Genomic DNA, 13,831 nt, shown 5'->3' with positions numbered 1-13,831 from the left:
CATTCATGCTCGCTTATACTCGCTCTGGCAACCTGGCACCTCGGGACCGGGTTCCAGCGGACCGGGTTCAACGGTGCCACGTTGGACTTCTCTCCTTTTCTCACTTATCCTCACTTATGTTCCTTTTTGCACTTTGGTTCCAGGTACCCCGGTTCCAGGTACACTGGGGACACGTTGAATACCTCCCTTTTCCTCACTCATTCTCCCTCATACTTCTTCTCCCATCCTGGCACCTTGGTTCCAGGAACCCACGACACGTTACCGCCACAACCCACGCTCCCAAAAACCAAAACAAAAACCCCCGCGGCGGAAGGACCGCCCACGGAGGTTTGAAATGAATATTAAAATTAATTAAGAGCTCTTCTTCAGGAAGCCTGTATAGCGGCGGTCGATGAGCTGGCTGTCGATTTGTTTCATGGTATCTAATGCAACACCGACGACGATGAGGAGTCCTGTTCCGCCGATCTGTACAGCTGGCGGCAGCCCCATTGCTGCGGTGAACAGCAGGGGTACAATTGAAACTGATGCCAGGAACAGCGAGCCCACGAACGTGAGTCTGTAAAGCGTGCGGGTAATGTACACCTCGGTATTTTTACCAGGGCGGATTCCTGGAATAAAGCCGTTTTGTTTGCGGAGGTTTTCCGCCATTTGTTCTGGGTTGATCTGAACAAATGTATAGAAGTAAGCAAATCCGATAATCAATGCTGCGTAAAACAGCATCCCGAATAGCTGCGTATTATCAAAGTTAGCTACAATCCACTGGCCTACTGCTGTATCAGCACCTGCCAGGTTTGCTACAGTCGGCGGAAAAACGAATAGTGACATGGCGAAAATAACCGGGATAACCCCTGCTGCGTTTACTTTCAGCGGCAGGTGAGTCGACTGTCCTCCTGTAGGACGTCCTCCAACAGCCATTTTCTTAGCATACTGCACAGGAATCTTTCTGATTGCCTGATGTACAAAAACCACGACTACAACGATTGCCAGTACAGCAAGCGCTAACAATGCAATGATTACTATATTAACGAAAAGCTGATCTCCAGCATCCGCAATGTAGCTTGCGTATAATTGATTTACGCCGTTTGGAAGGGCGGAGACAATACCACCGAAAATGATAATGGAAATTCCGTTTCCTACACCTTTCGCAGTAATCTGCTCACCAAGCCACATAAGGAAGGCAGTTCCTGCAGTCAGGACAATGGCGATGAGAATGTATTTACCAAAACTAGGGTCGGGCACAAGGCCAGGCATAATATTATTGAAACCTGCTGACAGCGCTAACCCTTGTAAAAATGCTATACCGATCGTACCGTAGCGGGTAACCTGAGCAAGCTTCTTACGGCCTGCTTCTCCTTCTTTAGCCCACTCGGCGAATTTAGGAACAACGTCCATTCGTAGTAACTGGACAATAATTGAAGCAGTAATATAAGGCATGATTCCAGTAGCAAAAATAGAGAAGTTTTCTAAAGCTCCTCCCCCGAATGCGTTAAGGAAGCCAAATGCGGCAAGTCCTTCGAAGTTGAGGACATCAGCATTGACACCAGGTGCCGGAATATGTGCGCCGATACGAAACACAACCAGCATAAGTAATGTGAAGATAATCTTGTTGCGCAGATCCCCCACGCGAAAAATGTTACGGAGTGTACGAAACATGTGCAGCACCTCTACCTTTTAAAATATGACCTTTCTCTATTGTTCGGTCTTGTTCTTACTAGAATATCATAAAACCTCGCAAAATTTTGATAATTTTTTAGATTCGACAAAAAAGGTTAATTTCCGCTGGAGTTTACTGGGGTTAGACTGCTATCCTACTGCAGTTTATATAATGATTTGTCACTCTTTTCCGGATCCGCAGAACCTAAAAACAATAACTATTGCCCCAGTAATAAACAAGATCATCAGCAATTCCATCATTTTACGGGACTTTTGAACCCTTTTTTCAGTCAATTATCATTTCAGGTTAATTCGAAGCATTTCGCCACTACTTTTAATTGTCTCCACCTTCATATGTACTAAAACGAAAAGAAAAGCAGCTGCTTTAAATATAAGACAGCCGCTTCTTTCCCTCTTCTTTGCTTATATCTGCTCTGATTGTGTTGACAGGGTTATTAGTGGACAGGGGATAAACTCTTCCACCGTTCCGTTGAAATTTCTCCAGCCCTCTGGCAGACTCACCAGGAAAATGAACGATTGCAGCAGAAGTGCCGAACTCATTTTCGGACTGCCATAACACAGCCTCCCCTGGTAATGCTGCTTTTTTAGCAGCTGACCCATCCCATGCCAGAAAATAAACAGAATTGTCCTCATCTGAATGCTCCCCTGCTTCTTTGTTCAAGCCATGTGATAAAAATTCCGTTCCCTTACTTTCAGGAAGCTCATGCTTATTTTTTAACAGATTCACCAGATCCTCCACAACAGCGCTCGCTGTTGGAAATTTACCTGCGCCTGGCCCCTGAAGCAGTACGGATCCTACAATACTTCCTTCTATATTAATACCGTTATTTACGCCCTCTACATTATATAAAGGATGATTGTCGAGCAGGAAACAAGGTGTTACAGAAGCATGCACCTCCGTTCCTCTTTTCACTAATGAAGCAATGTGTTTAAGTCTTCCTCCTGCTTTTTCAGCAAGTTTAATATCCTCAGAGGCAACATTTCGTATTCCCCGCGGAGCGTTGTCCTGCCAGACAGGAGACTTCCCGTATATCCACCTGCTTAAAATCGTAGTTTTATAATAAGCATCCCATCCATCAACATCTTTGTCGGGGACTGCTTCCGCGTACCCTTTTTCCTGAGCCTCTTCCAGGGCAGAGGTAAATGGAGCTCTCTCAGTACGCATTTTTGTTAATATATAATTTGAAGTTCCATTAAGGATACCTTCCAGTTTGTCAATCGTATTTGTTTTAAGCGTATGCCTGAGTGTGTTCAGTAATGGAATCCCCCCTGCTACAGCAGCTTCGTAGAGGAGATCTGCCCCTGATCGTTCAGCGAGTCTTTGAAGCTCTTCCCCATGCTTTGCTACAAGCTCCTTATTAGCGGTGATGACAGACACACCCTTCTCCAGAAGGGCAGCTGCATAAGGATAGCCAGTAGCAGCATCCGGAGTAGCCTCCACCACCGCATCAATCTCTTTCTTATTTAATATCAAATCAAAAGAGGTGGTGATTTCCGTCTTCCTGCTGACCTGCCTCGGCTTATCTCCGTTTTTTACGAGAACAACAGGAACTTCAACCTGGCGCCCTAGGAGTAAACCGAGCTTTTCCGATTTTTTTTCGATTGTCTCATAAACTCCTTCACCTACTGTTCCAAAACCGATTATAGCAATTTTATAAGGTTTTAAGGTCATTGGCCTGATGCTCCTTTCTCCTGCCGCAGCTTTTTTATCTCCCTGTCTTTTAGTACCCGTCGTAATATTTTCCCGCTGATTTTCGTTTTCGGAAGCTCATTAAGTATTTCAATTTCTTTAGGCGCAGCATGAGCCGCAAGCTCTGTTTTAACAAAGACTCGTATTTCCTCGACAAGGTCGGGTGTTTCCGAATACCCTTCCCGCAGTGTAACGAAGGCTTTTATAATTTCTCCCCTTACCGGGTCTGGTTTGCCAATTACGCCTGCTTCCGCAACAGCTGGATGCTCAATAAGCTTACTTTCCACCTCAAAGGGACCTACCCTTTCACCAGAAGTCTTAATTAAGTCATCATCCCGGCCGTTGAAAAAGACATAACCGTCATCATCCTGATAAGCTGTATCGCCGGAGATATACCAGCCATTGTCTGTAAAATAAGAGCGGTATTTCGCTTCATTTTTCCAAATCTCTTTCATAAGCCCTGGCCATGGAGCTTTTACAGCCAGCTTTCCTGTTTCTCCTCTTGGAAGGGGATCATTATTTTCATCAAGAATGCCTACTTCAATTCCCGGAAAAGCACGTCCCATGGATCCTGGTTTAATTGGCTGGGAAGGCAGGTTAACGATCAGGTGGCCGCCAGTTTCCGTCATCCACCATGTATCGTGAATCCGCACACCGAATTTCTCATATGCCCAGTAAATCACTTCCGGGTTGAGGGGCTCACCAACACTTAAAATATGCCTTAATGAAGAAAGATCATAGTTTTTATATGCTACCCCCTGGCTCATTAACATCCTGAAAGCTGTGGGTGCGCTGTACCAGACAGATACTTTGAATTTTTCAATCAATTCATACCACTGCTCCGCATCAAAACGCCCTCCGTGAATGACGACAGTTGCCCGGTTAAGCCATGGAGCAAAAACCCCGTATACACTTCCTGTTACCCAGCCAGGATGTGAGGTGCACCAGTAAACATCGTCTTCCTGGATGTCCAGCACCCATTTTCCGGTAATATACTGGTGAGGTATAGTCCGGTGAGCGTGCAGCACGCCTTTTGGTTTGCCAGTTGATCCGGATGTGTAATGGATCAGCATCCCGTCTTCTTTATCAACCCACACAACAGGAGAATCGTCCTCAGGCAAGCTCTCTGCTTCCTGCTGCAGTTCAGAAATATCCCATGTTTTAATGAGGGACGGGATTTCCTCGTAAGGTACACGTTTACCAAGCGCTGCGTCAGTAATTAAATACTGAGCCTCACAATCTGTCATTCTGTCTTTCACTGCGTCTTCCATAAATGCTTCAAAAAGAGGCCCTGCGATTGCTCCCACTTTTATGGCAGCCAGGATAGTGAAATAGCAGTCCGGTGATTTAGGAAGGAAGATGAAGACACGGTCACCTTTTTTGACTCCGTTCTTAAGTAAAACTCTCGCATAATTATCTGTTATCTGTTTAACTTCTGAAAAGCTGTAGCTTTCCTCTCTGTCTCCGTCAGTAAAAAGAAGGGCTGTTTTTTCTCCGTAACCCTCATCTGCGTGACGGTCGATACATTCATAAGCCGCGTTCCACTGTCCTGCAGGCGCCTTGGCAAGTTCATTCAGGGCGTCATCCCAGCTGAATTCGTTAATTGTTTTATCATAATCCTGAAGGTTTGCTTTGCTTGTTCTGACAGGAGGCAGAATCGTCCGCTTCTCTTTAGTTAATTGTGCTGTCATCGTTATTGCCTCCTTATAAAAACAATTTGTTAAACTGAATCATTTTTAGAATTCAAGATTTTAATCATTAATACTATCATTATCTTAAAATGTTATTTTCTTGTTCGATTTACGCTTCAGACGGACGCGTTCTGCGGGCACGGCTTCAACTAATTTTTGACGGCTGAACGCAGGCAAAAATGGATTTTCAGCTTTTCATGCTGTTCCCGCAAGAACGAGCATCTTCTTCACCGCAAATACATCGAGTTGTCTCGACGGATATTCTACGGAGCTAAGCTTGCAGAACTCTTTTTGCGACGAGTAACCGCAGGAGCAGAACTCTTTTTGCGACGAGTAACCGCAGGAGCAGAGGAAGAGACAGTCACCGCCGTCTTAGGCTGCAATCAACACTGCTTATTACAGGGTATTATAAGCTCCGTAACACTGCCTTTATCCGGAGTTTTTGGTCGGAAATCAATTGATCATTGCCAATAATCAATCAATTAAAAGGATGCTGCTTTCTTTTCAAGTTCAAGGGCTTTAAGAATTTCTCCCTTTAATTTAGTTAGCTCAGGGTCAGCTTTGCTTCTCGGTTTTTGTTTGTTAATTTCAATGTTTTTATGGACGCTTCCAGGCTGCCCTTTCAGAATGATAATCCGGTCGCAGAGATACAAAGCTTCATCAATATCATGCGTCACGATTACCATCGTCGGCTGGTAACTGTTCCAGAGATCAAGCAGCATATCCTGAAGCTGCAGCTTCGTGAACGCATCAAGAGCACTGAACGGCTCATCGAGGAGAAGCGTTTCCGGTTCTGTTACAAGGGCTCTGGCGATAGCGGTTCTCTGCGCCATCCCCCCTGACAGCTGTTTCGGATAATAATGCTCAAATCCATGGAGGCCAACTTGCTGCAGCAGCTTTAACGCTTTCGTTTTTTTCTCTTTTTTGTCCCCTTCCAGGCCGAAGCAGACATTATCAAGGACAGTGAGCCAAGGCATTAATCTCGGTTCCTGAAAAATGATCCCCAGATCCTTGTTCACAGACCTGCTCTTCAGGCCGTTAACTGTGATCGTTCCTTCATAACCAGTATCAAGCCCTGATATAGCTCGGAGAACGGTGCTTTTTCCACATCCGCTCGTACCGAGAAGCCCGATGATTTCCCCTTTCTTCGCAGTAAAGGATACATTATCAACTGCCTTATCTCCTGAAAAACTTCTGCTTACATTTTCTACAGTTAAACTCATCGAGTCTTCCTCCTTATGCTGCTTCGTTATTTTCCATCCGATCCTGCCAGTGCAGTGCTTTGTCCTGCAGTTTTTTCAAAATAGAATCAGTTATTTTTCCAAGCACCGCAAACAACAAGATACTTGCAAGAATAACTTCCGGCCGTACTGTATTTTGCCCCAGAACAAGAAGGAATCCAAGCCCCTGGCTCGCCCCCATCAGCTCTGCCGCTACAACGAACATCCAGCCTAATCCAAGTCCGCTTCTGAGTCCTGTGAAAAATGACGGTAGTGATGCTGGCAGGACGATTCTTCTGATCAGCTGGAAAGTGGATAAACCGTATGCCTTTCCAACTTCAATCAGTTTGCGGTCAACAGACTGTATGCCTCCGGTAACATTCAGGTAGACCGGGAAAAACACACCTACCGCTATCAGGGTTACTTTGGAAACTTCTCCAATACCGAGCCAGAGAATAAAGAGCGGGACCCAGGCAAGAGATGGAATGGAACGGAACGCCTGTATAAGCGGATCTACCATCAGTTCCACTTTTTTTGACATTCCGGTAATGGACCCGAGGATGACAGCTATCAGTGTTCCCCAGATAAAGCCCCAGAACATCCGGTACAAAGTCGCTCCTGTATGCTGCCATAAACTTCCGTCAGCCGCCATGGACCACAGGGTAATTAATACGACTGTAGGAGCAGGAAGAAGGTGGGAATCGATTAACTGCAGCCTTGATCCAGCTTCCCAGCTCAAGAGGAGCAAAACAGGAAGAAGGAGGGAAAGACCAATCTTTCCCGCCGGCACTTTTAAAATGCTGTATCTGGATTTAACTTGAGCTGCTTTTTCTTTTTTCGCAAAAAATGCTGTGCTGTTATTCTGGTGTCTTTCTGAAACTGCCACTTCCGTTCCCTCCTTCTAATCTCCGATGACCCGTTCTGCGTAAGAGGAGTCGATTAATTCATTAACAAGCTCTTCAATATCCAGGGATTCGTCTATATCGCCAGAGCGCTGGAGAACGTCTCCCGCTTCTTTGAGGCTCTCCCTGTGTTCATCTCCAGGTACTGGATTTGAGAAGTCGTTTCTTTCCAGCTGCAAGGAAGCTACCGAACCATCGATATCTGCTTCTTTTGCTAAAATTTCAGCTGTTTCTTCAGGATTTTCAAGGGCCCATACACGGGCTTTTTCATATGCTTCAATTACTTTATCTACCGCTTCAGGATATTGCTCCGCGAAACTTTCACGAACATTCAGGAAGCCGTAAGTATTAAATTCGGTATTTCTGTAAAACAACTCTGCGTCTGTTTCCAGCTCCTGTCTTGCCATGTGAGGATCCAGCCCTGCCCAGGCGTCCACTTGTCCTGTAGCCAGTGCGTTGGCTCCGTCACTGTGCTGCAGCGGTACCACTTCAATATCATTACTTGTAAGACCGTGTTCATTCAGCGCTCTTATAAGGAAGATATAAGGGTCTGTTCCTAATGTAGCCGCGACTTTTTTACCTTCAAGATCCGCTACAGACTGAATACCGGAATCAGCATTCGCCGCAAGAGCCGTCCATTCAGGCTGAGAATATATATACACATTCTTTATAGGTGAATTATTACTCTTAGCCATTAACGCTGCGGCACCTGCTGTTGATCCAAAGTCAATACTTCCTCCTGAGAGGAACTCCAGTGCCCTGTTGCTTCCATGGCTCAAAACGTATTCAATTTCAGTTCCTTCTTCTTCAAACGCTTCTTCCAGCCAGCCGAACTCTTTTAATACGAGGCTGGTAGGTGAATAAAATGCGTAGTCTACTGTAATTTTGTCCGGATGAGAAGCATCTGCCCCGGAAGTAGACGTGCCGCAGGCTGTTAAAAAAGCTGCTCCCAGTATTGCGAATAGTAGTAGGCTGTAATTTTTAATGTGTGACAAGATACTTCTCTCCTTTTCATAATTTATTAGTTGTGAAATACGCGATTCTTGTTGCGAAATGATATCGTTGTTGCGATTCTCACCTGTCTTGTTGCGATATACTTAGTCCTTGTTGCGATATCAGCTTCCCTTGTTGCGAAATGATATCTTTGTTGCGATTTTCACCTGTCTTGTTGCGATATACGTGGTCCTTGTTGCGATATCAGCTTCCCTTGTTGCGAAATGAAGTCGTTGTTGCGATATCACCATTTAACTTAAATTTCTCACAAATATATAAGTTCCTGGATTAAATCTCACATGCAAATGTGGCGATTGTTCCTCTCAAGCGCTGAGCTTCTTTATAAGTGCAGCGGTTGTGGACTACTTCAAGTCCGGCTTCCTTCGCGATTGCGGCCGCTTCTTCAGAGATAACACCTTCCTGCAGCCAGAATACTTTAGGACGAACCTCAGCTGCTTCTCTCGCAAGCTCAATCGCTGCTTCCGGGCTTCGGAAAATCTGCGCGATATCAATTGGTCCTTCCACACTTTTCAGATCAGGGTAAGCTTTTTCTCCTAAAACTTCCGTCTCTCTTGGATTGACAGGAATGATTTTATAACCTAATCGCTGCATTTTTCGCGCCAGGCGGTTACTAGGACGAGCCTCATTACTGCTTAGCCCAACGATAGCGATAGTTTTTTGACGTTCCTCTGTACCGTTTTCTGTCTCGACCTGTTCTTTCGGAGAGGATAAAGCCCACTTTATTACCCCTTCGTCATTGATTACCGTGCTGTTTTTATTTCCATGGCCTGTAGCTTTTGAAAGCGCCTGATCCAGATCCTTGAACAGGTCTTCTACATTTTCAATCCCTACAGATAAACGGACAAGGTCTTCCGTTACCCCTGTAGCCACCAGTTCTTCGTCAGACAGCTGCTGATGAGTGGTAGATGCTGGATGGATGATTAAGCTCTTTGCATCCCCGACGTTTGCAAGATGGGACCAGAGAGAAATAGAATCAATGAGCTTGCGGCCTGCTTCTCTGCCGCCCTTTATTCCGAAATTCAGCACGGAACCGTATCCATTTGTTAACACTTTCGAAGCATGTTGGTGGGACTCGTGAGAAGATAGCCCAGGATAGTTCACCCAATCTACTGCCGGATGGCCAGATAGAAGTTCCGCCAGCTTCAGTGCGTTTTCATTGTGCCGCTCAACCCGGAGGTGAAGTGTTTCCAGTCCTTGTAACAGCTGAAAAGCGTTAAACGGGCTTAAGCTTGCGCCAAAATCACGTAACAGCTGCACACGCAGCTTTGTGGCAAATGCCAATGTTCCGAAGTCTTTTGCATAGGAGAGACCGTTATAGCTTCGGTCCGGCTCGATAAAACCTGGGAACTTTTCTGACTGCCAGTTAAAACGTCCACCGTCTACTACAACTCCGCCGATTGAAGTGCCGTGCCCGCCAATCCACTTAGTAGCAGAATGAACCACAATGTCTGCTCCAAGAGTTAATGGTTTACATACATAAGGTGTGGCAAATGTATTATCAATAATGAGAGGGATACCTGCTTCATGGGCTACTTCAGCTACCCCTTCAATATCAAGCACATGTAAGCTCGGATTACCTATAGTTTCAGCAAATACTGCTTTCGTATTTTCATTGATTGCCTCTTTAAAGTTTTGCGGATCTGTTGGGTCTACAAATTTCACATTAATCCCATATCGCGGCAGAGTGATTGAAAACAAGTTATAAGTTCCGCCATACAGGTTTGTTGCAGCAACAATTTCATCCCCGGCTCCTGCAATATTCAATATTGCCAGGGAAATCCCCGCCATTCCTGAGGCTGTTGCCACCGAGGCCACCCCATCTTCCAGCAGTGCGATTCGCTTTTCAAAAACATCTACTGTCGGGTTCCCAATACGGCTGTAAATATTTCCTGGTTCATCAAGGGCGAACAGCCTTTCCGCATGTTCAGTGTCGTGAAAAACATAAGAAGTAGTCTGATAAATAGGAACCGCTCTTGAACCTGTAGTCGGATCTGGTGACTGTCCTCCATGTAAAAGTACTGTTTCCACATTGTAAGTTTCCGAATTGTTTGAGTTTGCCATTAGTAATTCCTCCCGGTTTTTGTTTTAATTTTTTCTTCATTCCAGAATGCCCGCAGTCAGTTTTCCGTTTACAGACTTTTATAAAAATGGTTTATTAAACTTTGTTGCTGATTTTCACTCCAGGACGCTCGCTTGCCTCGGACATTGCTTCAGCTTCCTCGGGAAAAACCTCCCTGCGGGATCTTCAGCTAATGCTATTCCCGAAGGCGTCTCGCACCTTCCGTAAAAAACATCAGACTTTAACAAAGATATAAAATAAAAACACCTTTCTCTGAAAGAAAGGTGCATAAAAATTTATGTCCTTCCTCTCATCTTTCAAAGCTGTAACAGCTTTGCAGGATTTGGCACCTTCCGAGTATATTGTTTACTCGATGGTTGCCGGGCTTCATCGGGCCAGTCCCTCTGCCTCTCTTGATAAGAGTAGATCTTTTAAGTTGTCTCCGTCTGTTTTTCCAGTGTCCGCTTTACAATATCTCCCCATTTATCAAACTCTGTTAAAAATCCATCATGGCCGAAAATTGTGTTAACATGGTGGACTGTTGCATCCGCCCCGGCCTTTTTCCACGCGTTCCCAAGCTGTTCAATTTCATCAGGTGGATACAGCAGGTCGCTCTCGTACGAAATTAGCAGTACTTTCTTTTTAAAACGGGCCAGAACTTCAGCCAATGGACCTCTGTTTTCTTCTATATCATGTCTGTCCATAGCTTTAAGTAAATACAGATAAGAATTTGGGTCGAACCTTTTTGTGAATTTGTCTCCCTGATACAGTAAATATGACTCTACCTGATATGCCACTTCTGAATGGTTTTCACCCCATTCGTCTTTCGTTTCCCTATGGAATCTCTGGCTGAAAAGTCTGCCGGAACGGTAAGTGACCATTCCCACCATTCTCGCCAGCGACAGGCCATTGACAGGAAAAGCTTCTTCAGAGTACCCACCGTTGTTCCAGTTAGGATCATCCATTATCGCTTTTCTGGCCATGGCGTTGAAAGCTATTCCATAGTCTGACAACGATGGAGTGGCTGCCATTACTATTAAGGAATCAACGATTTCCGGATACTCGAGTGCCCACTCATATGCCTGCATTCCTCCAAGAGAACCGCCAATTACGGCTTTAAGGTGCGTGATTCCTATTTTATCGAGAGCTATTTTCTGTGCTCTTACCATATCTCTGACACTTACAAAAGGAAAATCGGTTAAATAAGGTTTTCCTGTAGCTTCATTCCTGCTGGAAGGGCCAGTGCTTCCATTACACCCTCCAAGGACATTAAAAGTAATCGTCTGGTGTTCGGCTAAATCCACGTAGCCTCCGTAGTTGATAAGTCCACGCCACCAGCCAGGCTCTTTTTCCGTCCCGACAGTATGCTGATTTCCAGTTAAGGCGTGGCAGATAAGCACCGTTTCCCCATTATCAGCACCCGCCCTTTCATATGCTAATTCCAGGTTTTGAAGGGTTTCTCCTGACTCCAGTGTAAACTCTGGCAATAGCACCTTGCCGGTTTGCGTTTCTCCTTTTTCTTTCACTGTCATTGCCTCACCTCCACGGTAAACTTTTTCCCGAACTTTTTCCGGATGCGGCCAGTGACGGAAGGATCATTTCTAAATAAATAAAAAACTCTCTGTCATTGGAGACAGAGAGACGAAATCAAATTACATTCCGCTCTCATCTCCCAAAGCTGCTGCTTTGCAGGATTTGGCACCTTGCACAATAAAGCTTCTGCTCATGTGCTGGTTGCCGGGTTTCAACGGGCCAGTCCCTCCACCACTCTTGATAAGAGTAAAAAATATTTAATTAGTAAAACTCAGTATAGTTCAATTATTTAGAATAGTAACACGTTAATTTAATGAAGTCAAACCATTATTTAGTATTTTTATCAGATTACTTTGATTTTCAGGAATAATCCTGTTTCTTTTACTGAAAAGACAAGCATTTTTTCATAGTGTCTAAACGTAAAAATCCCTCTGCCTGAAACAAGCAGAGGGAAATGAGTACGATAAGTTACAGGAAATATTCCTGATTCTTCTCTGTCTCATCTTCCAAAGCTCGAAATAAGCTTTGCAGGAATTAGCACCTTCGGAAATGCAATGCAGTTCCGTGGTTGCCGGGCTTCAACGGGCCAGTCCCTCCGCCTCTCTGGATAAGAAAAATTTGATAATTAAAATTTATTAAGTTGAAAAGAATTTTATCACTAGTTTTCTCAGTTGTCAAAATATTTTTTAATTGAGTATCACTTTTGCTCAGAATTATGGTTGTTACTTAAGAAGTGTGTTGAAGACAACTACTCTTCTATAACAGGGATTATTTAATCATTCTGAGCTAACGACATACTCATTTTTTTTTACTTGAACGAATTTCATATATAGGCTTTGAATAAAAAAAGACTAACGTTACTTTTCGATTGCAGCGTAAGACGGCGACTCTTGCGGGAATAACGCGAGCTGAAAATCCATTTTTGACGGCGTTCATCCGTCAAAAATTAGTTGAAGCCGTGCCCGCAGAACGCGTATATCTGAAGCGTAAATCGAACAATAAAGTAACATTTTAAGATAGTGTTCGTATTAAAGATGAATATCTTGAACTATATGAAATTCATTCACTAAAAAAACTTTTTAAAGGTGCTTCTCGAGCCAGGCTAAAATATCCTGATAAACTTCTTCCTTGTTTGTCTCGTTAAGCATTTCATGCCTGCCTCCCTCGTAAAACTTAAGTTCCACATTTTCCAGGCCTGCCTCCAGAAAGGCTTCGTATACCTGACGGACTCCCTTAGTATCATTGCCAACAGGGTCCTTTTCCCCTGAAAAAATATAAACGGGTAGTGATTCAGGAATTTTTCTGATGTTCTTTTTATCGTTTATGAGCTCTAGGCCTTCAAACAAATCAATGAAAAAACCTGCAGAACACTCTGAACCGCACAGCGGATCCTCTATATATTTCCTGACTTCCTCATTGTCTCTGCTCAACCAGTCATATTCTGTTAAGGACGGTTTGAATTTTTTATTGTAAGCTCCAAAAGTAAGCTTTGTCATAAGAGGGCTGGGAGTCTTTCTGCCTCTTATTCTGCTTTCTGCCCTTGCTATCATTTTTGCAACTTTTACTGAATTTCCTTTGTTACCACCAGTACCGGAAAGGATAACACCACTGAGTTTTTCTCCGTAAAGCTGCATATACCTTCTCGCAAGAAAAGAACCCATACTATGGCCGAATAAAATAACAGGAGTATTTGGATTTTCTGACTGAATTTTGTCTGTCAGCAAAAGCATATCGTCCACTACCTTGTCAAAGCCATTCTCATCAGAAAAGTAGCCGTAAGTACCGTTTCTTTCAGCAAGTCTCCCATGGCCCCTGTGATCGTTTCCATAGACGGAGAAACCGTGCCGGACCAGAAACCTGGCGAAAATATCATACCTTTTGATATGCTCTGCCATCCCGTGGGCGATTTGAATTACTGCCCTTGGCCTTTCAGCCGATTCCACTGTCCATTTATTGACATATAAATTCGTTCCGTCATTAGCCGAATAGGTGAACTCCTCTGTTGCTGTCATAGTATCCCTCCCATTTATAAAAATTGTCGTTGTAAA

General features: G+C 44.3%; 10 protein-coding genes and 3 riboswitches. Of the genes, 1 reads left to right on the top strand and 9 read right to left on the bottom strand.

All coding sequences use genetic code 11. The features are described from left to right. Positions 1–351: 351 nt before the first annotated feature. The 8 genes from secY to metX form a co-directional block, all read right to left on the bottom strand. Positions 352–1,653 carry a preprotein translocase subunit SecY gene (gene secY, locus BK582_RS09245; RefSeq protein ID WP_078594530.1) on the bottom strand — a complete coding sequence of 434 codons (1,302 nt, stop codon included), beginning with the start codon at positions 1,651–1,653 and terminating at the stop codon, positions 352–354. Between the two features lie 385 nt (positions 1,654–2,038). Continuing rightward, on the bottom strand, positions 2,039–3,346 hold the full coding sequence (locus BK582_RS09240) for a homoserine dehydrogenase (protein ID WP_078594528.1): 1,308 nt from the start codon (positions 3,344–3,346) through the stop codon (positions 2,039–2,041). Beyond that, a complete protein-coding gene (gene acsA, locus BK582_RS09235; RefSeq protein WP_078594526.1) occupies positions 3,343–5,055 on the bottom strand; it encodes an acetate--CoA ligase in 1,713 nt (570 codons plus the stop codon). The genes BK582_RS09240 and acsA overlap by 4 nt, the downstream gene beginning before the upstream one ends. A gap of 482 nt (positions 5,056–5,537) precedes the next feature. Then, on the bottom strand, positions 5,538–6,278 hold the full coding sequence (locus tag BK582_RS09230; RefSeq protein WP_078594524.1) for an ABC transporter ATP-binding protein: 741 nt from the start codon (positions 6,276–6,278) through the stop codon (positions 5,538–5,540). Between the two features lie 13 nt (positions 6,279–6,291). Further along, on the bottom strand, positions 6,292–7,074 hold the full coding sequence (locus BK582_RS09225; protein ID WP_139368323.1) for an ABC transporter permease: 783 nt from the start codon (positions 7,072–7,074) through the stop codon (positions 6,292–6,294). Positions 7,075–7,176: 102 nt separating this feature from the next. Then, positions 7,177–8,163, bottom strand: a complete 987-nt coding sequence (locus BK582_RS09220; protein WP_078597934.1) for an aliphatic sulfonate ABC transporter substrate-binding protein — start codon at positions 8,161–8,163, stop codon at positions 7,177–7,179. A gap of 295 nt (positions 8,164–8,458) precedes the next feature. Further along, the gene (locus tag BK582_RS09215; protein ID WP_078594520.1) at positions 8,459–10,252 is read right to left on the bottom strand and encodes a PLP-dependent aspartate aminotransferase family protein; all 1,794 of its coding nucleotides are present in this window, start codon (positions 10,250–10,252) and stop codon (positions 8,459–8,461) included. Between the two features lie 305 nt (positions 10,253–10,557). After that, a riboswitch (SAM riboswitch) is annotated at positions 10,558–10,673 on the bottom strand. A gap of 8 nt (positions 10,674–10,681) precedes the next feature. Further along, entirely contained in the window at positions 10,682–11,782 is a 1,101-nt protein-coding gene (gene metX / locus BK582_RS09210; RefSeq protein WP_078594518.1) for a homoserine O-acetyltransferase MetX, read from the bottom strand. A gap of 130 nt (positions 11,783–11,912) precedes the next feature. Next, positions 11,913–12,030: riboswitch (SAM riboswitch) on the bottom strand. A 249-nt stretch (positions 12,031–12,279) separates the two neighbouring features. Beyond that, a riboswitch (SAM riboswitch) is annotated at positions 12,280–12,397 on the bottom strand. Positions 12,398–12,651: 254 nt separating this feature from the next. Between metX and BK582_RS27635 the strand changes: the two genes are divergently transcribed. After that, a complete protein-coding gene (locus tag BK582_RS27635; protein WP_218190719.1) occupies positions 12,652–12,798 on the top strand; it encodes a hypothetical protein in 147 nt (48 codons plus the stop codon). Between the two features lie 64 nt (positions 12,799–12,862). On the opposite strand, the gene BK582_RS09205 is transcribed toward BK582_RS27635, so the two are convergent. Continuing rightward, positions 12,863–13,795, bottom strand: a complete 933-nt coding sequence (locus BK582_RS09205; protein WP_078594516.1) for an alpha/beta hydrolase — start codon at positions 13,793–13,795, stop codon at positions 12,863–12,865. Positions 13,796–13,831: the final 36 nt, after the last annotated feature.

The organism is Evansella clarkii (genome assembly GCF_002019695.1).
GTDB lineage: Bacteria > Bacillota > Bacilli > Bacillales > Salisediminibacteriaceae > Evansella > Evansella clarkii.
The sequence above is the reverse complement of the archived record's forward strand: the minus strand, read 5'-3'. Positions and strand labels throughout refer to the sequence as shown.

Coding starts and splice junctions, on each gene's coding strand:
- secY (WP_078594530.1), bottom strand. CDS start 1,653: ATGTTTCGTACACTCCGTAACATTTTTCGCGTGGGGGATCTGCGCAAC.
- BK582_RS09240 (WP_078594528.1), bottom strand. CDS start 3,346: ATGACCTTAAAACCTTATAAAATTGCTATAATCGGTTTTGGAACAGTA.
- acsA (WP_078594526.1), bottom strand. CDS start 5,055: ATGACAGCACAATTAACTAAAGAGAAGCGGACGATTCTGCCTCCTGTC.
- BK582_RS09230 (WP_078594524.1), bottom strand. CDS start 6,278: ATGAGTTTAACTGTAGAAAATGTAAGCAGAAGTTTTTCAGGAGATAAG.
- BK582_RS09215 (WP_078594520.1), bottom strand. CDS start 10,252: ATGGCAAACTCAAACAATTCGGAAACTTACAATGTGGAAACAGTACTT.
- metX (WP_078594518.1), bottom strand. CDS start 11,782: ATGACAGTGAAAGAAAAAGGAGAAACGCAAACCGGCAAGGTGCTATTG.
- BK582_RS09205 (WP_078594516.1), bottom strand. CDS start 13,795: ATGACAGCAACAGAGGAGTTCACCTATTCGGCTAATGACGGAACGAAT.